Source organism: Paenibacillus caui (assembly GCF_019904135.1).
Taxonomy (GTDB): Bacteria; Bacillota; Bacilli; order Paenibacillales; family Paenibacillaceae; genus Fontibacillus; species Fontibacillus caui.
This window is the reverse complement of the sequence record NZ_JAIOGQ010000001.1, coordinates 164,353-188,070: the sequence shown is the minus strand read 5'-3', so window position 1 is coordinate 188,070 and position 23,718 is coordinate 164,353. Positions and strand designations below refer to the sequence as shown.

Sequence of the window (23,718 nt, the reverse complement as noted above, 5' to 3'; positions counted from 1 at the left end):
GCACTTATTTGGCGGTCAGGAAGAAGGCATTGCCGTTCCTGAATTGATATGGCCCCGGAGGAGCCGGATCAAGAGGTTTAATCTTGCTGTGACAGGCTGCGGCGGCGGAATTTCGCAAGAAATTCATAGACCACCGGGACAATCACCAGGGTTAACAGCGTAGAGCTGATCAAGCCGCCGATGACGGTAACGCCGAGCCCCTTGGAAATGACGCCCGCACTGTTTTCAAAGCCGGATACGAGCGGCAGCAAGGCACCGATAGTGGCGATGGCCGTCATCAAGATCGGGCGGAGACGGGTACCGCCGGCTTCAAGCAGCGCTTCGCGGGTCGATAGTCCTTCGCGTTCCTTGTGAATGACGCGGTCGATCAGCACGATGGCATTTGTAACGACAATGCCGATCAGCATCAGCGCTCCCATCAGGGAGGACACATTGAGCGTATCTCCGGAGATGAGCAGTGCAAGCAGGGCGCCGATCAACGTAAATGGCAGCGAGAACAGGATGGCGAATGGAGCCAAACCGCCGCCGAAGGTTACGACAAGGACGAAATAGACAATTGCAATGGCGGCGCCCATGGCCAGTCCAAGCTGGCTGAACGTATCATTGATCTGCTGGGTGGCACCGCCGAATTTGACGGTAACCCCATCCGGCTTCTCCAGGCTGTTGATCTTGTTCTCAACCGTTTGGGATGCGCCTCGGACATCGCTGCCCAGAATATCGGCGGATACGGAGACAACGGTCTTGCCGTCAATACTCGTGATCGTATCCGGCGAGGTTCCCGGTTCGACTGTGGCCACACTTTTGATCGGAACCTGGATTCCGAGCGGCGAAGCCACCGTCTCGTTTTCAATGTCGGCAATGCTGCCGTAAGCTTTGCCGTCCGTTTGAACGTGTACCTCGTACTCCTTGCCGTCAATGCTGATGTTGATCAGCACCGGCTGTTCGGCGGCAGGGCTGAGCGCCATGGCGAGCTGTCCGGCTGTCAGGCCGAGCGAGCTGAGCTTCTGCTGGTCGGCTACGAGGGTATATTGATCGTAAGCATGGGACAGGCTCGACTCCGCCTTGTCAAAGTTCTTGGTGTCTTCCTGAACCAGCTTCAGCACTTGATCCGCAAAAGGCTTGATTTGTTCCAGATTGTCGCCGAAGATCTGAACGTCCAGCTTGCTTCCGCCCATGCCGCCCGTTTGGTCGGACATATCGGCCCATGTGCCTGAAGGGATCTTCTCTGCCAGTTCTGCAATCAGGTTTTTCTTCACGTCGGCGAAGTGCTTGGTGTCGCTGTTATATTTCGCATAGAAAAGAGCCGACTTGGATGGACCCGGACTCAGCGGGTTCCTTCCGCCTACGGAATACTGCATATCCTCCAGATCCGGCTGCCCCAGAATAATCTTCTCGGCGCTCAGCGCCTGCTGCTTCACATCCTCAAGCGTATCCCCCGCTTTGGGTGTGTAGGTGATCATTACATATTTATCTTCCTGCTCCGGAAGAAAGCTGCTGCCGATAAACGGCGTGAGGAACAGGCTGCCGATCAGAAGGATAACCGCAAGTCCAAAGGTAATCAGCTTATGCGAAAGGGACCAGCCCAGAATCCGTCTGTAGCCGCGGGCCAGAGCTCCGGGCTTCTCGTCATGATCATGCTTCTTCTTTATGCCGCTCCGGAAGAGCGAATGGGCGAGCGCCGGAACCAGCGTAATCGCTACGAGCAAAGAGGCGAGGAGCGAGAACACCATGGTCAGGGCAAAAGGCGTGAACAGCTCGCCGACCATGCCGGTGACAAAAGCGAGCGGCAGGAACACCGCGATGGTGACGATCGTGGATGACATAATCGGCACGAACATTTCGCGTGTGGCTTCCATAATGAGCTCGCGGCCTTTCAGCTTTTCGCCGGTCAGCGACATCCGGCGGTAAATGTTCTCGATGACGACGATGGAATCGTCAACGACCCGGCCAATGGCAACGGTCATCGCACCAAGAGACATCATATTCAGTGTGATCCCCATCTGCCGCAGCGCCAGAATCGCGATCAGAAGCGAAAGCGGGATGGAAATGATGGCAATGAGGGTGGAACGGATGTTGCGCAGGAAGATCAGGATGATCAACACGGCAAAGAGCGCGCCAAACAGCGCCTTGAACAGCATCGTATTGACAGAATCCTCAATCGGTTTTCCCTGATCGAGCAAAACCCTCAAATCGAGGTCAGGGTACTGCTTCTTCAGTTCCTCCGTGGCATCCTTCACTTTATTTACAACATCGACGGTATTGGCATCGTTGGATTTCACGATTTGGATGCCGATTGATTCTTTCCCGTTCGTACGGGAGATGGATTCGACGTTTCCGATCACATCGATCTTGGCAATCTGATCCAGACGAACTGTTGGGATCCCGCTCTCGCCCCCGGCTGCCCCCTGTCCAGCTGCGGACGGGGCGGCGCTAGCGCCCACTCCCGTGGCATCCGGCCCTTTGACGCCGGAGCCTTCCGCGGCTGCCGCATTCCCTGCAGCTCCTGCAGGAGAAGCGCTGCCTGGAACAAGCGGAATAGCAAGCTTGTTCAAATCGTCGAGCGTCGTAATGTTGCCGTCGACGACAACTGCCTTCTGCGCGTTATCCAGTTGGAATAAACCGAGCGGGACGCGAACGGCCGAGGCTTTAATGATATTTTTAACCGTATCTTCGCTAAGGCCGAATCCGGCCATTTTAGCCCGGTCAAAGGTTAGCTGCACTTTACGCGCATACTGACCGGAGACTTGTACGGAAGCAACCCCGGCCAGATCTTCGAGCGCAGGCTGAACGTCGTTCTCGGCAATCCGGGTCAATTCCTCAAGGCTGCTTGCTCCATTGCTGGCCAGGCTAAGCGAGATAACCGGCATGGAACTCAAGCTGAATCTTGAAATTTGCGGCTTCTGCGTCCCCTCTGGAAGGGTGACCTCATTAAGCGCTTCGCGGACGGCGGCTGACGCGTTGTCCAGGTTGGCGCCGTAATCAAATTCTACCTGAATGGAAGCGACGTTCTCCATGGAGCTTGAAGTTACCGTCTTCACGCCGTCTACATTTCGAAGCTTCTGCTCGAGCGGAATGGTCACTTCGCTCTGGACGCCTTCAGGGGCGGCTCCCGGATATACGGCGGTCACATTCAGAAACGGAATGCTGATATTGGGGATGGTCTCCTGCTTCATCGTAAGTCCGCTGTACAGACCCGCGACAACCACAACAATGGTCAGGAACCATACCGCAAACTTGTTCCTGAGCGAGAATTGAATAACACCTTTCATTGCAGGTTTCTGCTCCTCTCTGTTCTTTCTCTAAATATTTACTTGGTTTAGCGGTCACGTTCCGGCAATAGATGCAAAGTGACCATTTGCTCCAGTTCCTCATAGCTGTCTTTGAGGTCGGTCTGCTCTTGAAGCGGCTTCAGGTTATGAAGCATGCCCTGCAGTATGGCTCGTCTGGGTTTCGGCTCAATCATCTCTTCCTCCAGAATGGACAACGATTCATTCGCTTCATCGCGAAGGTGCGCTTCAATATCGGCCTGCTGCAGCTCATGTTTAATCTGTTTGATCACCAGAAGCGGATGGCGCGGCGTCTTGGGAAAAGAAAAGGCGTCCTGCTCCATCCAGCGGATCACCGCATCGTCCGGAATGAGCGGGGCCGGGGCTGTACGCATATAGGTTTCCGCCGTACTGTCCAGCAGACCCAGCAGGTGATCCGGTATCCGCTCGAAAGGCAAGGGCAGCTGTGGCATAAGCAGCAATCGGATGTATGAACCGAGCATGCCGTGGATCAGCAGCAGCAAATCCCCGGTATAAGGCGTTATCTCCGGTCCGTATATTTGCTTCAGCTTGACCTCGACCATTTTGATCAGCTTGATATTGTTCTGCCGCACAGAATCGGGCTGGGTTGGCATTTTGCCGCTTCCGGCAAAGTCGAGGAACTGCATAATGAGATATTCACGGAGTTCCATCACCTGGCTTAACAGTACAGCAAGCTGCTTGCGCAGCCGGTCTTTAGGCGACAGATCCTTGTCCTCGTCAACCTGCATGAATTTGTCTTCAAAAATTTTATAGCAGTAGCTACAAACGTCCAGCTCAAGCTCCTCTTTGGATTTGAACTGAAGATACAAGCTTCCTTTCGAGATCCCGCACAGCTCGGCAATTTCCTGCATCGAAGTGGCCCTTGCGCCTTTGGTCGAAAACAGCTGGAACGCCGTTTGCAGAATCAGTTTTTTCTTGTCAGCAGATTTTTCCGCCAAAAGCAATGTACACCCCTTTCTGACCTATCAGTTCTATAAATGACCCATTAGTCAATGCAATTATAATATAAAGAAAAGCCCATTACAAATTTCATGTAATGAGCTTAAGTCCGGTGGCGGAGCCGAGAATGACGGCGATGCAAAGCAGCCGCGGCCAGGCCCTGGATTCATGGTATAGGAGCATGCCGACCAATGCGCTGCCGACGGTCCCGATTCCTGTCCAGACCGCATAGGCCGTGCCCATAGGCAGCGTATTCATGGCATAAGTGAGCAGGGAGAAGCTGCCCGCAAAAGCTGCGCACAACAGCAAATAAGAGGACCATTCTTTTCGGCGGGCCACCCGGTTGATGGCAACAACGCCGAGCACCTCGAAGCATCCGGCCAGAACGAGCGCAATCCAGGCCATATTAAGTCACCTTCTCCTGCTCTTGCTCTTGCTTTTGGCTGTCCGTAATCAGCTTTAGTCCAATTACGCCGCTCAGAAGCAGGGCGATCAGCAATATTTTAACCGGCTGAAACGGTTCCCGGAACAGCAGCATTTCCGCAATCACTGTGCCGGCGGTGCCCAGACCTGTAAACACGGCATATACGGTGCCGACCGGGAGCCGTTTGGAAGCCTTGATAATCAAATAGAAGCTGAAGGCGATCGAGACCAAGGTTACGAGCCATTCCCATCTCTTGGAGGCATGCTTCAGGCCGGTTACCCACACCACTTCTCCGATCCCGCCGATCAGCACATAAAGCCAGTTGCGATTCATATTTCATAAACTCCTTTGCAATCCTCATATGCAGCTAACGCTGGATTCCTTTCCAGTAAACCGGCCAGGAAAACTGAAGCCTTCTACGTGAACGGCCTGGACATTCATCCAGCGTATCAACAAGTATGCCATCCGTTAGCGCGTCAGCTCCCGGACTATTCTTTCACCTTCGGTGTCTGTCTGTCAACAATTCCGGATGCATTCCCGAGGCTATCTGACTAATTTTGTTAGGAAGAAATCATTTGTTCATGTAATATAGACTAAGGAAGAACTTCCAGCATTGATTTAGAATCAATAGAAACAAAGGGGAAACGTATGAGAAAAGGGATTCAAATTTTGATTTTAACCGTTATTATCATAACTTTTTATTTATTCGGTTTTAATTTCTTCGGGAAGTTCGGCGGCACGCTGCTCAGTATTTTCCAGACGCTGACCGCCATTACCATCGGACTTGCCATCTTCATGGATAATCGCAACCCGTCCAGTACGCTGGCCTGGATTCTGGTGCTTGCTTTGTTTCCCGTTGTAGGCCTTGTGTTTTATTTCCTGTTTGGACAAAATTACTTCAAGCGCAGGAAATACGACAAGAAGGCGGAGCAGGATCAGGAGGCTTATGAACGGATGGACAGAAATGGCCGGGCTGCTGCCGGTGAATTGGCGCAGTTTTCCCCGGAACATCAGAAACTGCTTCGCCTTTCGCAAAAAGTTGCCCGCACGCCCTTCTCGATGGCGACCCGAACCCGGGTGCTGACGAACGGTGAGGAGACCTTTTCTTCACTGCTCAAGGAACTCAAGGAAGCCCGGCATCACATCCATATGGAATATTACATCTACAGGGCGGATGAGATCGGGCGTGAAATTCAGCGGACGCTGATCGAGAAAGCCAAGGCGGGTGTAGAAGTCCGGTTTATGTACGATGCCGTTGGCAGCATCGGCTTGTCCAAATCGTTCCTTAAGGAGATGGCGGACGCCGGGGTAGAAATCGGAGTCTTCGGGGCTGTCCGTTTCCTGGCGTTATCCAGCCGGGTCAATTACCGGAACCACCGGAAAATTGTCGTGATCGACGGTAAAACCGCTTTTATGGGCGGGCTCAATGTGGGAGACGAGTATTTGAGCCGAAATAAAGCCTACGGCTTTTGGCGCGATACGCACATGCTTGTGAGGGGCGAGGCGGTCCGCTCGCTGCAAATTATTTTTCTGCAGGATTGGAAGTACGTCACCGGCCGCACGATCATGGGGCTAGAGTACTTATCGCCGGATATTGAACCAAGCTGCTGCGGAGCGGTGCAAATTTTGCCGAGCGGACCGGACAATGAAACGAGTTCCTTGAAAAATATTATTTTCAGCATGATCACCTCGGCCAAAAAATCGGTTTGGCTGGCAACGCCGTATTTTATTCCCGGAGACGATATATTGACGGCGCTTCAGGTTGCGGCCGATTCGGGGCTCGATGTGCGGATTCTGTTTCCAGCCAAGCCGGACAAGTGGCTGCCTTTTCTCGCTTCGCATTCGTATTTTCCTGCACTGCTTGCGGCAGGGGTTAAAATTTATGAATATGAAAAAGGATTTTTGCATTCCAAGCTGCTTATCGCCGATGGCGAAGTGGCTACGGTCGGAACGGCCAATATGGACATGCGGAGCTTCCACCTGAACTTTGAAGTAAACGCCTTGCTGGTAGGAACAGACAGTGTGAACAAGATTGTCAGCGATTTTGAACGCGATTTGCTGTCGACCAAGCCTATGGAACTGCGCGCATTTATGAAGAAAAAAATCATCGTGCGCTTCATGGAATCGGCTGCGCGGCTGATGTCCCCACTGCTGTAAAAATCCGGCCGAAAAGCGCCGCGGGTTGGAACGTTTGGGCCGAATCCTATAGAATGAAACCAGACTTTAATAAGGAGCGAATACAAGAGTGGAAGAACGTTTCGGGCTGTCCAGATCTTACAGCGGCAGACGCCATGGACATATAAATCATTCCGGCCGCACGTCAAAGGGAATCCGCCGGAAACAGAAACTGAACCGGGGCTGGAGCACTGGAGGTTTTCAAGCGGCGGGGGAGAGCGCTCAGGCGGATGCATCCCAAGCGATGAAAGGATTCCCGGGCGGTATCCCGGGGACGGTAACATCCGAACGGAAAACCGAGCATATTCGCATTTGCCTGCAGGAGAATGTGGAGGGACAAGGAATCACGAACGGACTTGAACAGTACCGGTTCAGGCATAATGCACTGCCTGAGCTTCATTTTGACGACATAAGGCTGGATACTGTCTTTCTGAACCGCAAGCTGCGGACGCCTCTCCTCATCAGTTCCATGACCGGGGGCAGCAAGGCGGCTGCATCCATTAATGAAAGATTGGCGGAAGCGGCCCAGCGCAGGGGCTGGGCGATGGGGGTCGGCTCTGTCCGCGCTGCCGTAGAGCGGGAGAATCTGGCGTCCACCTTTGCCGTTCGCCGCTATGCCCCGACCATTCCCGTCATTGCCAATATGGGAGCCGTACAGTTGAATTACGGGTATGGCCCTGAGCAATGCCGGAGAGCGGTAGAGATTGCGGGAGCGGACATGCTGGTGCTGCACCTGAACAGCTTGCAGGAGGTGTTCCAGCCGGAAGGGGACGTGAACTTTGCGGGACTGCTCAGGGCGATTGAGCGGCTGTGCGCTGAAATGGATGTTCCGGTCGGGGTAAAAGAAGTCGGCTGGGGCATAGATGCCGAGACGGCGAGACGCCTGCATAACAGCGGCGTTGCCTTTATCGATGTAGCCGGCGCAGGCGGCACGTCCTGGAGCCAGGTCGAGAAGCATCGCTCCAGCGATCCGGTACGCCGCATGGCCGCAGAGGCATTCACCGATTGGGGCATCCCGACCGGGGAATGCATCCGCGAGGTGCGGGCGGCTTTGCCCGAGGCTCAGCTTATAGGCAGCGGCGGGCTCCACAGCGGCGTGGATGCCGCCAAGGCGATTGCCCTCGGCGCCGATCTTGCCGGCTTCGGACGGGCCCTGCTCGCCGCGGCCGTCCAGTCGGAGCAGTCCGTGGAGGTGCTGCTCGCCCGTGTGGAGCTGGAGCTGCGGATCGCGATGTTCGGGATCGGCGCAGGGGACATAGCTGCGCTGCGCGCGTCAAACAGGCTGGAGCGGCGGTATTGAGCGAAGTGGGGCTGGGGTGAACTCAGGCGGATCCAGTCGGGCTCAGCACAAAAAGGAGGCTGTCCCGGAAAGGTAACGGGTTCTCTTTAAGGGTGCAAAACAACTAATCACAACTCAAATAGAGTACGAAATCGCCATGATTTCCGTACCCTATTTTTTTTCAAATAACCGCTTCCAAGCGGATAATTTTTGTGCTAAATAATATTAACAAACAAATCATAAAATGAATGCAATAATTAAAGAAGGGGGCTATCCCTCAGCCAATTCACGGCTTCTGGGACAGCCCCACTGCACAAGACTTCTTCTCAGAGAGCCTGGTCTTAATTCACCCATTCCACGATTTGTTCCATGGATTGTCTCGTTTTTTCACGAGGATCCCTTACCCGGTATCCAAAAGCGACCATGCAGGAAACGCCAAATCGATCCCCGTCAATAATGCCTTCTTCCCTCAGGATTTGCTCCACTTTTTCTTTATCAAACCCTTCAATCGGGCAGGAATCAACGCCGATCTGCGCGGCTGCCGTCATCATATTGCCGAGGGCGATATAGGTTTGCCGGCAGGCCCATTCAAACGTGACCCGCTCATTGTCAAGCAGTTTGAAATCCGACTCGAGAAACTTCTTGTAGACGCTCCCTTTGCCTTTCACGACTTCCTCTGGAAGTTGCTGGATGTCTTTCATCATGTGCTGGATATGGTCTGAGTCGGCAACCATCTCTTGTTTGGTACGAGACAAAATAATAACGAAATGGCTGGATGTCGGCAGCTGCTTCTGGGCTCCCCAGGTGACCGGGAGCAGTTTTTCACGAACGTGAGGATTTTGCACGACGATGAATTTCCAAGGCTCGAAACCAAAAGAGCTAGGCGAGAGTCGGCCTGTTTCAAGAATGAACTGAAAATCGTCCTCGCTGATTTTCTTTCCGCTGTCAAATTCTTTGCAGGCATGTCTGAATTGATAGGCATCGATAATTTGTTGTTTATTCATTGAGAGAATCCCCTTTCCTATTCCTTAACGTCAAAGCGTTTTACTTGCAGCGGCTCGAGCAACAGCTGTTTTGATTCGGAGACAAATTGGGTGAAATGCGCCGTTTGGTTGTGGAAAGAAACTGCTTCTTCGTCTTTCCATTCCTCTACCATGATGAACACGTTTGATTGATCAATATCCCGATAGAGGGAATAACTGATGTTTCCCGCTTCATTCCGTGAGCCGGCGATCAGCGGAGCCACTTTTTCTAAAAAGATGTCCGTGTATGCAGGCTGGATTTTGATATGGGCATGGATTACGATCATGGACATTTTCCTTTCTTCGTGAGCGGTCATTTTTATTTTATACCAGTAACTTCCCTGAGGTAAGAACGCACATTTTTGTTATGTAGTATAAATCTGTATACCACCTGTTGTTATTTGGCGGGCAAAAATAGAAGGAGGCTATCCCTTAGCCGTGTTCACGGCTAGGGGATAGCCTCGTTATCCGTTATTCGAATGGTTTGCGCGTTGCCTGCAAATTCTTGTTAGAATCCCCACCAGTAACGGTGCATGCCGACAGCGTATTCGTTAGCAAGCGTTTGACGGAACGAACTTTGCGCAAGATTGGATGCGTCACCCGCATTCGTAATAAATCCGGTTTCTCCTAAAGATGCCGGCATGTTTGTGTATTTTAATACGTAGAACTCAGCTGCTTTGACTCCCCTGTCATTGGCAAACGAATTTTTTAATTGATTATACGTTTCCGTAGCCAAATGCAAGCTGGTTGACGAGCCGGGGTAATTGTAAGTTTCCACTCCATTGGCCGAGGAAGCGTCTGCGGCATTGATATGCATGGAGACAAAAAAGTCGGCGCTTACGGAGTTGGCATAGGAAGCGCGGTAAGACAGGGAAGTAGTTGTATCAGAGCTTCGCGTCATGTAAACTGTGGCCGGATAGTTGGCAACGATGTAATTTTTGGCCCGAAGTCCGATGTCCAAAGTCAAGTCTTTTTCCCGCAAACCGTTGCCCAATGCGCCTGGATCTGTCCCACCATGCCCGGGGTCGATTACGATAATGGGATTCGCGGCAAGGGCGTACACATTTCTGTCAAGCCCTTTCGCTTCCACCGCTTTCTTCTTATTCGGGTCGTAATTTTTGGGTGCGGGCGCGCTGTCCCACATAGGCTCCTTGGCGATTTCCTTCTCTGCAAATGCTGGAGTCACCGCCAAGCTGCTGCAAATGAGTGCTGTCAACAACAGTTTTACCGTTTTCATTGTGAATCTCTCCTTTTAAATTTTTATCTATTCGATACGACTTACGTCTCGGATAGCCAGTACTTACTGATTGAAAAGAATGCGAAAAGTAACAGGTAAGTCACTCCAAAACGCTAAAAATTTATTCTTATGTAAATTTTCTGATAGAAACAGGTAATGGTTTGCTTGTTTTTGCGACTTGAGCCATTTCTGGTACACCGCCGCTTCTTTCTCGAGATAAAGGGTTTGCTGTATTTTATTGCTTACTTCCGGGAGACTTTGTGTTTTTGCGGGCATAATTTCAACAGGTAAAAACCAATAAGTCCACTGTTCGTTCTCTAAAGGGCCTACGACCCGCTTTGCGGGAGATTGAAACACGGCATTCGCGATGATCTCGTTATGATGAGAGGACAGATAAGATTGCGAAACAAGTTCGTAGAAGCCTGTACGACCCTCTGCATCATCGCCATATTGTTTCAATAGGGATTGAAAACGTTCCGCAGAAACGTTTTTCAGCTTGTCCATCATGTGCTTGTCACCATTGTTAACCCGCAAATAATAAATGGTGCGCAATTCGGGAATTCGAAACGACTCTATTTGTTCCCGGTAAAATCTGTCTACTTCTTCTTGTGTCACCGCAACATCCCGAGTCACGATCTTCTTCACTTCAAAACCGATCATCGCCCGTTTTATGTTATTGATGCTATCTGCTTCCGTCATGTTCATCTGGCGCAATGTTTCTTCGCGCTCCGCTTTCGTGCTGCCCAGTTGCTTCAGTTGTTCTTCAATCAGATTCTCATCTGCCTTCACCCCCATCTGTTTTCCTTTATAAAGGATCAATTCTTCCAAGCTCAGTTGTTCCAGCAGCTTTACCTCCTCGGCTGATGAGTAAGCGATCCCCCGGAAATACGTAGGCTTCATTCTTTCCCAATCGTCTCTGCGAAAGAAATGATCATCGAAAGCAAAAAGAAGGGGTTGGTACATCAAAGCCGCATACAGAAAAATGGCTCCCAGGAAAAAAATCGGTAAAGACAGATACATCCATTTTCTTCGTTTTCTCATCCGATCACCTGTCGCAAAATTTATTATTTTCGGAATCTATTATACTGATTTGAATATATTTCCAATCCGACTATAAATCCACATGAATAAAGAACTATTTATTGGATTTTTTATACAGTGCTTAGGACTCATTTTTTATACAACAACCAGAAAAAAAGGGATAATCCCCATAAGGATTACAGTATTTTCCAGATTCGTGTAGCGCAACTATTCAATTCGCGAGACGCTACTACGGGCGTATGGGCTGCTGCGACCATCACTTTTTCGTACAGAATTTGCTGCCGGTTTCATTCTCTTCACAGGTCACAGCCCGGGGCGGCATTGGCGGAAAGAGACGTCTGGCAGCGAATGATCGCCTTTTTGCGAAACTGAGTTCTTGCCCGTTCTTGCCCCTGAAATTGTTCTAATATATAATGAATAGGATTATTTGTTATTCATTAAGATACGTTGAGGAGTTGTCATATAAATGGCTTTAAAAGCAGGAATCGTGGGCCTTCCGAACGTCGGGAAATCCACGCTGTTTAACGCGATAACGCAGGCGGGGGCAGAATCCGCCAACTATCCTTTTTGTACCATTGACCCAAATGTCGGGGTTGTCGAGGTGCCCGATGAGCGTCTGGACAAATTGACCGAGCTTGTCGTTCCGAACAGGACGGTGCCTACAGCATTTGAATTTGTCGATATTGCCGGACTTGTGCGGGGGGCCAGCAAAGGGGAAGGGCTTGGCAACAAATTCCTGGCTCACATCCGTGAGGTGGATGCCATCGTTCACGTCGTCCGCTGTTTTGAAGACGAGAACATTACCCACGTGGAAGGCAAGGTGAATCCGGTCAGCGACATCCAGACGATCAACCTGGAGCTGATTCTGGCCGATCTGGACAGCGTCGAGAAGCGGATTGAGCGTGCCCGCAAGAACATGAAGGGCGGCAACAAGCAGTACGCGCAGGAAGTGGAAGTGCTGGAGCGTTTGAAAGAAGCGCTTTACAATGATCAGTCGGCGCGCAGCGTGGAGCTGTCGGACGAAGAGAAGCTGATCGTGCGCGATCTCCACTTGCTTACCATGAAGCCGGTGCTGTACGCGGCCAACGTAAGCGAAGACGGCGTTGCTGACACGGATTCCAATCCGTATGTACAGCAGGTGCGGGATTTCGCGGCTGCGGAGAATGCCGCCGTCGTGCCGATCAGCGCGAAAGTAGAGGCCGAAATTGCCGAGCTTGAAGGCGAAGACAAAGCGATGTTTCTTGAGGAGCTGGGCCTCGAAGAATCCGGCCTCAACCGCCTGATCAAAGCGGCGTACAGCCTGCTTGGCCTGTATACCTACTTCACGGCCGGCGTGCAGGAAGTGCGCGCCTGGACCATCCGCAAAGGCATGAAAGCGCCGCAGGCTGCGGGTGTGATCCACAGCGATTTTGAACGCGGCTTTATCCGCGCCGAAGTGGTATCCTACGACGATCTTGTAGCAGCCGGTTCAATGAACGCAGCCAAGGAGCGCGGCCAGCTGCGCCTGGAAGGCAAGGATTATGTCGTTCATGACGGAGATGTTATGCATTTCCGGTTTAATGTTTAAAAGGATATTATAATAGACGGCGGTTTCAGGATGTTTCTCCTGAAGCCGCCGTTTTCTTTTGCAAAATGAAGACGTCTCTCGCTTGGGTGAATCGACAGCAATCTCCAAATTTTTTTATATTTGACCGGTGTAAAAATCAAGTGTAACCTATGTATATATAAATCATTTATTGAAATATATGGATTTGTCCCAGAAGGAGTGGTGAACTTGCAGGCGACAACCACGATCCAGGCAGAAATAGAATCTTTTATATTTAAAGAAGGATTAACAATCACTCAGTTTGCCGAACTGACGGGCATTAATTCAGGAACAATCAGCAGTATACTGAATGGGCGTCGATCGGTTGCCGTTGGACAGCTCGATAGAATCACCGCTGCTATGGGACGCTCGGAAGGGAGTTATTACGATTTATACGTAGATGAATGTCTTGTCCATTCCAGCCCCAATTGGCGGCGTTTGGGTCCCTTTCTCATGAGATGCGCCGAGCTGGACAAGCTGGAGTACATCAAGCGGACCGTTCATTTGCTGATGGACAACCTGTCCTATGCGCCGATGGTTTTTGAGGTGGCAGAACGCTTGTTCAAAGACAATAAATGGACCTCAGCGGCGATTTTGTACGAAAGCGTGGCTGAAAGCGAAAGGTACCAGCATTCCGAACGCCTGGCCTTGTGCCAGTACCGCTTGTTCAAGATAGCGCTAAGTGAGGATCAGGATGCCAATTTGCGGGCAGCGGTAAAATTTGAACCCTATGTGGAACGATTGGACGAAATTGACCAGCTCGACGCTCTGAAAGATTTGGTGAATACATACTCTGCATTACGAATATGGGATAAAATGGACAAGACGGCCGAGGAAATGGGCCGAAAAGCTGAAATTCAATATTCTCGCAAACACAGTTCGGAAAGAAAAAATAAGCCCTTCAGAGAGCCGTCTATACCAATTTTTTGTTATGTTTTATACTCCAATTTAATGCGTGGTGTAGTCTGTGAGGAATATGGTCAATATGAACAAGCGTTGCACTATGTGTCGTTGTATTCCAATATGGATTGGGTAAAAGAAAACGACGACGAGGCGTTGTTTTTTAAACAAAAGTTTCGAGTATGGGCTACGGCAAATGAATTTGTGAGCAGACTTATGGCTGGAGAGATAAGGGTTCTTCAGGATTATGTAGACTATATCACTCCAATGGAAAATGAAATATTCAAGGCATTATTCAGAATTATTGAAGCAGCTAACCGATATCAAATCGATATTGATGAGATTTTGAAGTATTTTGAGCAACAAATTGCTGCTGCATGTATTACCGGGCCTAAAAGCAGTTACAAGAAACAAGTTATGGATAACCGTTTTGCTCATTTTTTGTCGGATTTGGCGATCTATCATCTGAATAAACAAAGGTATATGATTGGGATAAAATGGGTTCTTGAGAGTTTGGCTTATGCGCTTAAAACTAATAATGATATATGTATCATCCGCTGTGTTGGTTTGTTTGAACAATTTCGGCGTGTTGCTTCTGAGGAGCAGCAAAAGCAATACCACAAATTAATTGGTGAGGTGCAACTACAAAATGAAAAAAAAATTAGCTTTGTTAATCGCAGCAATTAATCTGATTATCGTAATGAGCGCTTTTCCAGCCGCTGCTGCCGATACGGATGCTGATACAGGATCGTCATCGTGTATTATAACAACTTATAACCATGGTGATGGAGGGCTATAGATTTTTATAGCGTTAATATTTGGGTAAGCCCTATGCTCACCCTTGCTGATACATAATAGAGAAGAGAGGAAGAACAAGGCCATTTACTGAGACTCAAAAATTGCAGTCAAATTCACCACATTACATATTTGTTGGTTTTTATGAAAAAAAATCTGTCTCGTCCTTTCTCTTATGCTTCAATTCATAGTGATACATGAAAAAGTGTTAACGAAATGAAGAAAATATCGTTAACACTTTTTTGCTTTATTCAAATCCTTTGATTAGCCAGTCTTTTACTCTGAGTTCAGTATTGTCAATTGTCCTATAAAGCATTTGTGGTGTCCAATCCCAGAATGGTCTCCCATTCGCTTGAATTATAGCACTTAACCACTCCGTGAAATTCTGCGAAAAAAAATTAAAATCTGGACTTGATTCGTTGGAAAATATATATTTTTTCTCTCTTGTTAAGTCCAAGTAGAACATTATTGAAGGATAAGAAGCAAACGGAAGTAAGCTAGACGAAATTTCAGGCATTGTATTTGCAACATCATAAACCTCTTCAATACTAAAGATACGAGTACATTCACCATATCCAATATCAAAAAGTTTAGCGCCATTATGAATTTTTAAAAATTCTTTATATTCTTTAGGGAGAACGACTTCGTAATCATTTTCCAATTGTTTAATTTCTTCATCTGTGGCTGGTGAGTTGAAATCAAATGAAGCCAAATAAACATCACCGTGACTTACTTGTAACTCAACTTTCCCTTGCATTCTATTTCTTCGCTGATTAAGCCCCTCAAGTATAAATTGAATAGCATCCACTGTGGTTCCTTCTCCTTGATTATTAATATCTTTTAAAAAATGTGGAATAAGCAGTATGCTCGGGAAATGGTAGTGAAATTAAATTTGAATAGTCATTCGTTCCGCCTTACTCTTGGGTTGAATGTGATGAATTTGATACGCATCTCACTGGAAGTTGGTAAGCTTATATAAGCCGAGTGGTTATGACTTCCTATTTGGGCAATATAGCAAATTAAAGAGAGAAAATGCAAGTGTCAATGACACAAATTATGCATCATTGACACTTTTGTCTCTTTATTGATATCCGTTTAACAACCAGTCTTTTAGCTTTAATTCAGGATCGTCAATTATTCTATAAACCATTTGTGGCGTCAAATCCCAAAAAGGACTGCCATTAGTTTGTATTAATGCACTAAACCACTTTGTGAAATTCATGGCAAGAAAATCAAAATCTGGTCCAGATTCGTTAGAAAATATATTATTATTCTTTCGTGTTAAATCCAAATAGAATTTAATGCCGGGATAACGTGCAATGGGCAGTAAATTGGGGGCTATTTCCGGCATCATAATTTCTGCTAAGTTATCCACTTCATCAATACTGTATATTTGTGTACAATCACCATTACCTATATCAAATAGTTTAGCGCCGTTATGAATACTCAAAAAGGTAGCATAATCTTTTGGAAGTCTGATTTGATACTTATTTTCTAGTTGTCGAATTGTATTTATTGTAGCCGGAGGATTGAATACAAAGGAAGCCGAGTAGATTTTCCCATCACTCCCTAGTATTTTTATTCTGCCTTCTTCCAATTCTATTCGCTGATGTAACCATTTAAGGATGAATTGAAAATCATCTTCCATAAAGTTCAACTCCTTTTTAATAACCGGAAAAAAATGCAGTGTATGAAGAATGAATGCTAGGCGGTAATGGAATCAAGTTGGAGTTATCATTTGTTCCACCGTATATTCTTGGCCGAATATGATGAATCTCGTATGCACCCCACTGAAAATTTGTAAGATTATAAGTTCCTTCATACCAAGTTCTAAATCTGTTTATATCAGTTTGAGTCCAACTTACTGGACTAGAAGTTTTTGTCCAATCTGCACTTGGTTCAGAAACAGATTTACCCGAGATTGGGTCAGTATATATAGTTGGATACGGTCTGGCCATTCGGTTTAATAATACTGTATCTGAACTTGCGTTGTAAGATTTTTGTGTACCATTTGAGAAAAATACATCTAAAGTAAACTTTACTTGATAGTAGCCAGTTTGGGTGATACTAATTGTTTTAGTGTTTGTACTTCCGACAACAGGAAGAATTTTGCTATCAAATGCATACCCGGCATTCGATTTAGAACTATACCTTGTAACTCCACGTTGCAAGTCATAAGAAATACTAAGTGATGTTGCCGGGATTCCTGATGCTGTTGCAACATAGTAACCAACAGTAATAGTCTTTGAGCCAATATTAGGGTAAATAATTGTCTGCACACCTAATTCCCCTGCTACTTCACCCCTAATACTAATCTCATCACTATTCTTAGTATTAGGATCGACAGCTTTGAAACTATTGATATCTCCGTTGGAATCAAAAGTGAATTCTAGTAACGGCCCATTGAAGCTCTGAAGCGGCACTTTCTTATTAATATCAATTCTTACGTTATTTTGATCTTCCCCTTCAGCATACCCTTTTACAGGTAAGTAAGAAACAGCAAGAATAAGTAAAGACGCCAGAATGAATAATTTCCTAATTTTATTAAACATACTTCTCCCCCTAAAATAGTCTTTAAGATAAAACCGCTTCCCTCCTTCATTTGAAAAAAAAGGTATAAATCCCTACTTAAATATAATATACCAATCTTTTGTTTTCAACATATATTGGAAAGAGTGATGAGAGTTACGCCTCAGTAGCTCTATATTTTTTATGCTGAGCGACAAATCAATACGGGATTAAGCAGCCCTGAGTACTGGACAAACTGCTTATTCGCTATGTAGAACTTCAGAGCGGGAAGAAAAAGGCCTCCCCCTAATTTGGTAATTTGGGGCGAGACCTTTTTAGCCATTATTGGGCCATCAATGAACTATTTATTCATACGGCAGGTAAGCGTAAATTTTCCAGTTGTTATCTGGCATCTTTTTCATTTTGTAGAGCCCGTCTGTTTTGACGGTATCTTCGTAAGTGGAGGAGCCGTTGCTAGATTTGATTTTGATTTCCCCGCCCGTGCTTTCCAGAACCGCGAAGCGATCGGATTGCTCGATGACTGTAAAGGTTGGAGCGGTTACGAGCTCATATTCGGCCACTGCACCGCCGGCAATCATTTCTTGAAACTCCCTGAGGGAAGAAAGATTGTAAGCTAGCTGATAACCGGTGCAGTACTTCAGATAGCTTGCTTCGAGTTCGCTGTATTTCTTGTCTTTCAGAAGCTGCATCTGTTCATTGTTTGCGGCAGCGGCAATATCAATCAGAGCTTGTGCGTCAGGGATGTTCTGCTGCTGAAGCATAAGCGCGCGCTGCAGCATGACGACCGACTGTGCCCGGGTGGCGCGGTCAAAGGGTTTGAATTGCCCGGATGCCATTCCATTGACGATTCCCGCTGCGCTGGCCTTCTGGATGGACAGCTTGGCATAGTAGTCCGGGACATCGGAAAAGTTCAGGCTTTGTCCGCTGAAGTCAACGGACGATGAAAAGGCATTGACGACCATAACCGCAATTTCTCCCCGGGAGATCGGCCGGTCCGGACCGAACTCGGTGTCTGAAATTCCGCTGACAATTCCGAGCGAGCTTGCGATCCGGACGGGCTCGGCGTACCATTTGCCCGTATGTACGTCGGTAAAATTTTTGCCGGGTTGTTCGCTGGCAAGTCCCGCGGCATTCACCAGAATGGCAACGAATTCAGCACGGCTGATTTCGCGATTCGGTTTAACGGTAATATTGCCGCCCGAATCCGCGTAACCCTTCAGCAGATCCGCATTCATAAAATTATCAAGCTCATCGTAAGCCCAGTGGTCCTCAATGTCGGATGGATAGTACTTGTCCAGCGGGTCGGCTTCGGCCGCTTGGGCAGGTGAGATGGGCGGGGTGAATAAAAGGAATAAAGGCAGAAGCAGCAGGCAGCATATAGCCCGGTAAACGTTTTGTCTCATCTTGGGTGTCCTCCCGAATGTTAAATTGTCGTTAACCAGAATAGCAAATGTATGGGTGTGGCGCTAACGGTAATATCTGCCTAACGGGAAGCCGCGAATGATAGGGACATTTATTGGAGCAAACGGGCTTCCGATTGGCTGGGAACTCCGTGATCTCGCGCTTTTTCAACCCCCCTTTTTGACTTCAGTTCACTAGAAGTAGGACTGTTCAAATTTTTCATATCATGCTATAATAAAAAGTCGTTTACCATTCAAATCAATGAACTGAATATACATGGATTGTAAAATGAAACCTGATACAAGAGAGGTGACTTGCCTTGTTGGATAAACTTGAAGCCCTGATTGACCGCTATGAGAAGCTGAGCGAGCTGCTCTGCGACCCCGATGTGGCGAGCGACCCGAAGAAACTGCGGGATTATTCCAAAGAACAATCGGATTTGCAGCCGACATACGAGGCTTATAACGAATATAAACAAGTTGTGGAAGAGCTCGAAGCTGCCAAGGAAATGCAGGCAGAGAAGCTTGATGATGAAATGAAGGAAATGGTTAAAGGCGAGATCGACAGTCTGACGCAGCGCAAGCAGGAACTGGAAGAGAACATTCGGATTCTGCTGCTGCCGAAGGACCCTAACGACGACAAAAACGTGATTGTGGAAATTCGCGGCGCGGCCGGCGGCGATGAAGCAGCCCTGTTCGCAGCGGATCTGTACCGGATGTATACGCGTTACGCGGATACGCAGGGCTGGCGCGTAGAGCTGATGGATGTCAATGAAAGCGACCTTGGCGGCTTCAAAGAGGTCATCTTTATGATCAATGGACGCGGCGCATACAGCAAAATGAAATACGAGAGCGGCGCGCACCGGGTTCAGCGGATTCCGGCGACAGAGTCGGGCGGCCGGATTCATACTTCGACTTCGACGGTTGCGGTGATGCCGGAAGCGGAAGATGTGGATATCGAGATCCTTGACAAGGATATCCGCGTGGATACGTTCTGTTCCAGCGGGGCGGGCGGACAATCCGTCAATACGACGAAATCCGCTGTTCGGGTCACGCACATTCCAACAGGTATTGTGGCGACGTGCCAGGACGGCAAATCTCAGAACTCCAATAAGGAAAAAGCGCTTCAGGTGCTTCGGGCCCGCATTTTTGACATGATGCGCCAGGAGGAAGAGGCGAAATACGCCGGCGAGCGCAAGAGCAAAGTAGGCACCGGGGACCGCAGTGAACGGATCCGGACCTACAATTACCCGCAAAGCCGTGTGACCGATCACCGGATCGGCCTTACTCTCCACAAGCTGGACCAGGTGATGAACGGCGAGATCGAAGAGATCCTATCGGCGCTGACCATAGCCGAGCAGTCCGAACTGCTGGAAAAAGGAGAATAAAGCTTTGAACAGAGACACCTATGTCATGTCCGCAGCGATGAATGTAAAGGAAGCCCTTGAAGAGGCTTCTTCTTTTTTGGCGGCGGCGAATGTGGCGGAGCCGGAACCCAATGCGCGCCTTCTCCTTGGACATGTGCTCGGATTATCTCCGGCTCTCCTGCTGGCTGCCGGGCGGGATCTCTTTCCGGCAGGCCGGATCGATGAGTGGGAGGAGGTTATTTCCCGCAAGGCCAAGGGGGAGCCGGCCCAATATATTATCGGGGAGCAGGAATTTTACGGCCTCCCTTTTACGGTCAATCCGTCTGTGCTGATCCCGAGGCCCGAGACCGAACTGCTGGTGGAACGGATCGCCGAGTTGGGACAGCGGCTGTGGCCGGAAGGACGGCTGCTGGCCGCAGATATCGGCACAGGCAGCGGGGCGATAGCCGGAGCGCTGAAATTTTTGCGTCCAGGCTGGAACGTCATGGCGAGCGACATTTCCCCGGCTGCGCTTGAAGTCGCCAAGGGCAACGCTTCAAAGCTGAGGCTTGAGATATCGTTTCGCGAAGGCAACCTGCTGGAACCTTTTGCCGGGCTTGCTCCCGATATTATCGTTTCGAATCCGCCTTATATTCCGGCGGAGGTGATTGAGGGGCTGCAGACCGAGGTCAGGGACTTCGAACCCCGCTCCGCGCTTGACGGCGGCCCTGATGGGCTTGAGCCCTACCGCATCATGATGCGCCAATTGCCGCTGCTTGCGGCTCCGCCAGCCTTAATCGGTTTCGAACTCGGCATAGGGCAGGCCGGCGAGGTGGCGGAAATGCTGAGGGAAGCAGGCGCCTGGAGCCGGATCGAAGTGGTGAAGGACTATGCGGGCATCGAGAGGCATGTCATCGGTATATTCTGATCGTCTGCCGCATCCGGATGCCATACGTCAGAACGCCGGATTTCGGGCACCCCGCGGAAATTTGTTCTCGGCCGGATGGATGGTGTACCATAGAGGTATTCCATCATTTTATTACTCAAATCATCTGTATCCGTCAACCGTTACAAGAACTTTGCGAAAGACAGAGTTCGGGCTAAATGGACTCTGGGGGGATCCGTGTACATGATCAACAAGCTGAAAAAAATGGACTGGACGATTGTCGTCATTCTCGTGATCTTTATGGCGCTCAGCATAATTCTCGTTCACAGCGGAACTGCCGCCTGGAGCGACTACAAAGGCTCGGATAAAAAAATGGTCTTTTTCTATATTCTGGGCTTCATAGCTTTTTTTGGAGTAGCGCTCGTGGATTACCGGTTCTTTATCAAGTATTATCTGTACATTCTTGGCGTTGGCCTGTTCCTTCTGATCCTGGTTATTTTTATAGGGGGAAGCGTCAATGGCGCTCAGGGGTGGATAACAATTCCAAACGTCGGTCTCAGCCTGCAGCCGGCCGAGCTGTTTAAGCTGGTGCTTATCATCACCCTGACCGCGCTTTTGGTGAAGAAATCCAAATCCAAGCTTTCTTTCTGGAAAAATGTTGTGCCGCTTTTCTTGATCACGATGGTTCCGCTGGGGCTTGTTCTTAAGCAGAACGACATCGGAAACGGTCTCAGCTACCTGGTGATCCTGCTTGGCCTTCTGTGGATCGGCAATCTGAAATATTCGCATACCCTGATTATCCTGATCATATTCGCGGTCTCTGTAATCGTCGGGATTAAATCATACATCTCCTTCCATGATCAAATTGAGGCGGCATTGAAGAATACGAGTAAGGAACACTGGCTGAACCGGATCGACCCGTGGCTGATGCCTGAAGAAGCGGACAAGAATGCGGCTTACCATACCCGGAATGCGAAAATTGCCATCGCCTCGGGCGGCATGTTCGGGAAGGGCTACATGAAGGGGGACTTTGTTCAGAGCAACCGGGTCCCCTATACGTATTCGGACTCCATTTTTGTAGTGGTTGCCGAAGAATTCGGGTTTATCGGCTGCTCGGTGCTGCTGCTCTTATATTTCATTCTGATCCACCGGATGATTCTGATCTCGCTGGAGGCCAGGGAGCGAGGCGGACCTTACCTGATCGTGGGGATCATAGCGATGCTGCTCTATCAGATTTTTGAAAATATCGGCATGTTCATCGGCATTATGCCGCTGACCGGGATCACCCTGCCTTTTATCAGCTATGGCGGCACGTCGCTGCTGATCAATATGGCCAGCCTCGGTCTGGCCATGAGCGTACGGCTGCATGGCAGGGACAAAGACACAGGGACCCTCATGCAGCCAGGAGCTTCGGCTTGAGGAAACCTTATACGCTGCAAGCATTAGATCGCCTTCATTTCGAGCCGCCTGTGCCGGGAATGAAGGCGTTTTTTTGGAATAACGGAATTTTAAATCCTTTACAGTGTAAGGAACAGAATAAAACCTGAATCCTGTTGCTTGTCGCGTAGTCCCCTTATTAAGTGGTGCTTTTTATTATGTTTAACTGGAGTTATGTTATTTATTTACAGTATAGGTAATTTGTTGTATTTTATTAATGTAATCTCTCTATTATTGTATTTATGAAAATCTAATTAACACAAAATGGAGGTTAAACTGGTGTTATTAAAGGATAGCCCCAATATTCAGGAAATTAGGGAGAAATACGACCAATTATGGGGGAAATTTCAGGATGTTAATGAATTGAAGGTAAGAAAAGCAATCGAAAAAGCAAGCTTCGAAATACTACCCATTAAAGAAAAGTTTAGTGTAGCAACAAGACCATTTAGAACACATCTTATTTGGCTTATTCCTCTTTGTGTGATTATATTTATGATTTTAATTTATATTTTGTTTGTTTGGGTTGCATTGATTGTTGAATAAAATCCAATAAATAAGAATTCAGGTGAGACATCGTTAGCAGTGTCTCTTTTTTTTGTTTCCAAATTTGCTATATATAATTTTACTAGATTATAGGTTTATAGAATAGAGAGTCCGGACATACTGGCTGATAGAGAAACGACAGATTCAGCGAGGAGGACGATTCTATGGGGAACCACCGAAAGCATGGAAACGGCGGCAAAGGAAATGTGGTGAGGGCGGCAGCGCTCCTGCTGTTCAGCTTGATGATTCTGCTGATGTCCTGGGAGAATCAGAAGACGGATGCCGCTGCGGTGCAGACGGCCATTCCCCAGGAGTCGATCCGGCTTCGCATTTTGGCCGATTCGGATAAGCCGGCGGATCAGCTGGTCAAGCGGAAAGTTCGCGATGCGGTTGTCGAGCAGATGAACAGCTGGGTCAAGACGCTGGATAATCCGCAAAGTCTGGAGCAGGCCCGCGCCGTCATCCGGGAGCATCTGCCGCAAATCGAGGAGCAGGTGGCTAAAACCTTGAAGGAGAACGGGGAAAGCTACGGCTATAAGGTTGAGCTCGGCGTAGTCCCGTTTCCGGCCAAAATGTACGGCGGCGAGGTTTACCCGGCCGGCAACTATGAAGCGCTGCGCGTTACGCTCGGTTCGGGACAGGGGAAGAACTGGTGGTGCGTGCTGTTTCCGCCGCTCTGCTTCATCGATGGAGGAAGCGGCGAGGCGCTGGCCAAGGGCGACAATGGAGACAAGGCTCCAGCGGCCGCGGGAAATGGGAAAGATGGCGCTGCGCAGGGGAAGGCCCCGGAGGTTCGTTTTTTCCTGTGGGACGTGCTCCTCGGTTTTTGGAACTGGCTTACGGGGTTGTTTAGTTGAACGAAAAGAGGGGAA

21 protein-coding genes are annotated in these 23,718 nt (G+C 48.8%); 9 read left to right on the top strand and 12 right to left on the bottom strand.

The genetic code is table 11. The features are described from left to right. Window positions 1–77: 77 nt before the first annotated feature. The 4 genes from K7397_RS00800 to K7397_RS00785 form a co-directional block, all read right to left on the bottom strand. Complete coding sequence (locus K7397_RS00800; RefSeq protein ID WP_223066028.1) at window positions 78–3,269, bottom strand: efflux RND transporter permease subunit; 3,192 nt, start codon at window positions 3,267–3,269, stop codon at window positions 78–80. 47 nt (window positions 3,270–3,316) lie between these two features. After that, window positions 3,317–4,246, bottom strand: a complete 930-nt coding sequence (locus K7397_RS00795) for a TetR/AcrR family transcriptional regulator (RefSeq protein WP_223066027.1) — start codon at window positions 4,244–4,246, stop codon at window positions 3,317–3,319. Window positions 4,247–4,337: 91 nt separating this feature from the next. Further along, window positions 4,338–4,652 (bottom strand): DMT family transporter, encoded by a 315-nt coding sequence (locus K7397_RS00790; RefSeq protein WP_223066026.1) that lies wholly within the window; start codon window positions 4,650–4,652, stop codon window positions 4,338–4,340. A 1-nt stretch (window position 4,653) separates the two neighbouring features. Continuing rightward, window positions 4,654–5,004 (bottom strand): DMT family transporter, encoded by a 351-nt coding sequence (locus K7397_RS00785; RefSeq protein ID WP_223066025.1) that lies wholly within the window; start codon window positions 5,002–5,004, stop codon window positions 4,654–4,656. Between the two features lie 315 nt (window positions 5,005–5,319). On the opposite strand from K7397_RS00785, the gene cls reads away from it, so the two are divergent. Continuing rightward, window positions 5,320–6,828, top strand: coding sequence for a cardiolipin synthase (cls, locus tag K7397_RS00780; RefSeq protein ID WP_223066024.1), 1,509 nt, complete (start codon window positions 5,320–5,322; stop codon window positions 6,826–6,828). 262 nt (window positions 6,829–7,090) lie between these two features. Then, window positions 7,091–8,146, top strand: a complete 1,056-nt coding sequence (gene fni / locus K7397_RS00775) for a type 2 isopentenyl-diphosphate Delta-isomerase (protein WP_223066123.1) — start codon at window positions 7,091–7,093, stop codon at window positions 8,144–8,146. 320 nt (window positions 8,147–8,466) lie between these two features. On the opposite strand, the gene K7397_RS00770 is transcribed toward fni, so the two are convergent. The 4 genes from K7397_RS00770 to K7397_RS00755 form a co-directional block, all read right to left on the bottom strand. Next, the gene (locus K7397_RS00770) at window positions 8,467–9,129 is read right to left on the bottom strand and encodes an NAD(P)H-dependent oxidoreductase (RefSeq protein ID WP_223066023.1); all 663 of its coding nucleotides are present in this window, start codon (window positions 9,127–9,129) and stop codon (window positions 8,467–8,469) included. Between the two features lie 17 nt (window positions 9,130–9,146). Further along, window positions 9,147–9,434 carry a putative quinol monooxygenase gene (locus tag K7397_RS00765; protein ID WP_223066022.1) on the bottom strand — a complete coding sequence of 96 codons (288 nt, stop codon included), beginning with the start codon at window positions 9,432–9,434 and terminating at the stop codon, window positions 9,147–9,149. 221 nt (window positions 9,435–9,655) lie between these two features. After that, window positions 9,656–10,384 (bottom strand): N-acetylmuramoyl-L-alanine amidase family protein, encoded by a 729-nt coding sequence (locus tag K7397_RS00760; protein ID WP_223066021.1) that lies wholly within the window; start codon window positions 10,382–10,384, stop codon window positions 9,656–9,658. Between the two features lie 63 nt (window positions 10,385–10,447). After that, on the bottom strand, window positions 10,448–11,425 hold the full coding sequence (locus K7397_RS00755) for a peptidylprolyl isomerase (protein ID WP_223066020.1): 978 nt from the start codon (window positions 11,423–11,425) through the stop codon (window positions 10,448–10,450). A gap of 466 nt (window positions 11,426–11,891) precedes the next feature. Between K7397_RS00755 and ychF the strand changes: the two genes are divergently transcribed. After that, the gene (gene ychF / locus K7397_RS00750) at window positions 11,892–12,992 is read left to right on the top strand and encodes a redox-regulated ATPase YchF (protein ID WP_223066019.1); all 1,101 of its coding nucleotides are present in this window, start codon (window positions 11,892–11,894) and stop codon (window positions 12,990–12,992) included. A gap of 201 nt (window positions 12,993–13,193) precedes the next feature. Continuing rightward, on the top strand, window positions 13,194–14,597 hold the full coding sequence (locus tag K7397_RS00745) for a helix-turn-helix domain-containing protein (protein WP_337926654.1): 1,404 nt from the start codon (window positions 13,194–13,196) through the stop codon (window positions 14,595–14,597). A gap of 355 nt (window positions 14,598–14,952) precedes the next feature. On the opposite strand, the gene K7397_RS00740 is transcribed toward K7397_RS00745, so the two are convergent. The 4 genes from K7397_RS00740 to K7397_RS00725 all read right to left on the bottom strand — a co-directional run bounded on the left by K7397_RS00740 (window position 14,953) and on the right by K7397_RS00725 (window position 18,637). Next, window positions 14,953–15,513 carry an SMI1/KNR4 family protein gene (locus tag K7397_RS00740; protein WP_223066017.1) on the bottom strand — a complete coding sequence of 187 codons (561 nt, stop codon included), beginning with the start codon at window positions 15,511–15,513 and terminating at the stop codon, window positions 14,953–14,955. Between the two features lie 273 nt (window positions 15,514–15,786). After that, window positions 15,787–16,353, bottom strand: coding sequence for an SMI1/KNR4 family protein (locus tag K7397_RS00735; protein ID WP_223066016.1), 567 nt, complete (start codon window positions 16,351–16,353; stop codon window positions 15,787–15,789). A gap of 16 nt (window positions 16,354–16,369) precedes the next feature. Continuing rightward, window positions 16,370–17,257, bottom strand: a complete 888-nt coding sequence (locus tag K7397_RS00730; RefSeq protein WP_223066015.1) for an HNH endonuclease signature motif containing protein — start codon at window positions 17,255–17,257, stop codon at window positions 16,370–16,372. 321 nt (window positions 17,258–17,578) lie between these two features. Next, window positions 17,579–18,637 (bottom strand): S-layer homology domain-containing protein, encoded by a 1,059-nt coding sequence (locus K7397_RS00725; RefSeq protein WP_223066014.1) that lies wholly within the window; start codon window positions 18,635–18,637, stop codon window positions 17,579–17,581. Window positions 18,638–18,954: 317 nt separating this feature from the next. Between K7397_RS00725 and prfA the strand changes: the two genes are divergently transcribed. From prfA to spoIIR, 5 genes are all read left to right on the top strand, one after another. Further along, on the top strand, window positions 18,955–20,022 hold the full coding sequence (gene prfA, locus K7397_RS00720) for a peptide chain release factor 1 (protein WP_223066013.1): 1,068 nt from the start codon (window positions 18,955–18,957) through the stop codon (window positions 20,020–20,022). Between the two features lie 4 nt (window positions 20,023–20,026). Continuing rightward, window positions 20,027–20,908 carry a peptide chain release factor N(5)-glutamine methyltransferase gene (gene prmC, locus K7397_RS00715; RefSeq protein ID WP_420488735.1) on the top strand — a complete coding sequence of 294 codons (882 nt, stop codon included), beginning with the start codon at window positions 20,027–20,029 and terminating at the stop codon, window positions 20,906–20,908. A 201-nt stretch (window positions 20,909–21,109) separates the two neighbouring features. Then, window positions 21,110–22,285: an FtsW/RodA/SpoVE family cell cycle protein gene (locus K7397_RS00710; RefSeq protein WP_223066012.1), complete on the top strand. Its 1,176-nt coding sequence runs from the start codon at window positions 21,110–21,112 to the stop codon at window positions 22,283–22,285. Window positions 22,286–22,582: 297 nt separating this feature from the next. Continuing rightward, window positions 22,583–22,846, top strand: a complete 264-nt coding sequence (locus K7397_RS00705; RefSeq protein WP_223066011.1) for a hypothetical protein — start codon at window positions 22,583–22,585, stop codon at window positions 22,844–22,846. Window positions 22,847–23,010: 164 nt separating this feature from the next. Beyond that, on the top strand, window positions 23,011–23,703 hold the full coding sequence (gene spoIIR / locus K7397_RS00700) for a stage II sporulation protein R (protein WP_223066010.1): 693 nt from the start codon (window positions 23,011–23,013) through the stop codon (window positions 23,701–23,703). Window positions 23,704–23,718 lie beyond the last annotated feature (15 nt).

What these genes read in the sequence shown, in the direction of transcription:
- K7397_RS00800 (WP_223066028.1), bottom strand. Translation starts at nt 3,269, where the DNA reads ATGAAAGGTGTTATTCAATTCTCGCTCAGGAACAAGTTTGCGGTATGG.
- K7397_RS00790 (WP_223066026.1), bottom strand. Translation starts at nt 4,652, where the DNA reads ATGGCCTGGATTGCGCTCGTTCTGGCCGGATGCTTCGAGGTGCTCGGC.
- K7397_RS00785 (WP_223066025.1), bottom strand. Translation starts at nt 5,004, where the DNA reads ATGAATCGCAACTGGCTTTATGTGCTGATCGGCGGGATCGGAGAAGTG.
- cls (WP_223066024.1), top strand. Translation starts at nt 5,320, where the DNA reads ATGAGAAAAGGGATTCAAATTTTGATTTTAACCGTTATTATCATAACT.
- fni (WP_223066123.1), top strand. Translation starts at nt 7,091, where the DNA reads ATGAAAGGATTCCCGGGCGGTATCCCGGGGACGGTAACATCCGAACGG.
- K7397_RS00770 (WP_223066023.1), bottom strand. Translation starts at nt 9,129, where the DNA reads ATGAATAAACAACAAATTATCGATGCCTATCAATTCAGACATGCCTGC.
- K7397_RS00765 (WP_223066022.1), bottom strand. Translation starts at nt 9,434, where the DNA reads ATGATCGTAATCCATGCCCATATCAAAATCCAGCCTGCATACACGGAC.
- K7397_RS00760 (WP_223066021.1), bottom strand. Translation starts at nt 10,384, where the DNA reads ATGAAAACGGTAAAACTGTTGTTGACAGCACTCATTTGCAGCAGCTTG.
- K7397_RS00755 (WP_223066020.1), bottom strand. Translation starts at nt 11,425, where the DNA reads ATGAGAAAACGAAGAAAATGGATGTATCTGTCTTTACCGATTTTTTTC.
- ychF (WP_223066019.1), top strand. Translation starts at nt 11,892, where the DNA reads ATGGCTTTAAAAGCAGGAATCGTGGGCCTTCCGAACGTCGGGAAATCC.
- K7397_RS00735 (WP_223066016.1), bottom strand. Translation starts at nt 16,353, where the DNA reads ATGGAAGATGATTTTCAATTCATCCTTAAATGGTTACATCAGCGAATA.
- K7397_RS00730 (WP_223066015.1), bottom strand. Translation starts at nt 17,257, where the DNA reads ATGTTTAATAAAATTAGGAAATTATTCATTCTGGCGTCTTTACTTATT.
- K7397_RS00725 (WP_223066014.1), bottom strand. Translation starts at nt 18,637, where the DNA reads ATGAGACAAAACGTTTACCGGGCTATATGCTGCCTGCTGCTTCTGCCT.
- K7397_RS00710 (WP_223066012.1), top strand. Translation starts at nt 21,110, where the DNA reads ATGATCAACAAGCTGAAAAAAATGGACTGGACGATTGTCGTCATTCTC.
- spoIIR (WP_223066010.1), top strand. Translation starts at nt 23,011, where the DNA reads ATGGGGAACCACCGAAAGCATGGAAACGGCGGCAAAGGAAATGTGGTG.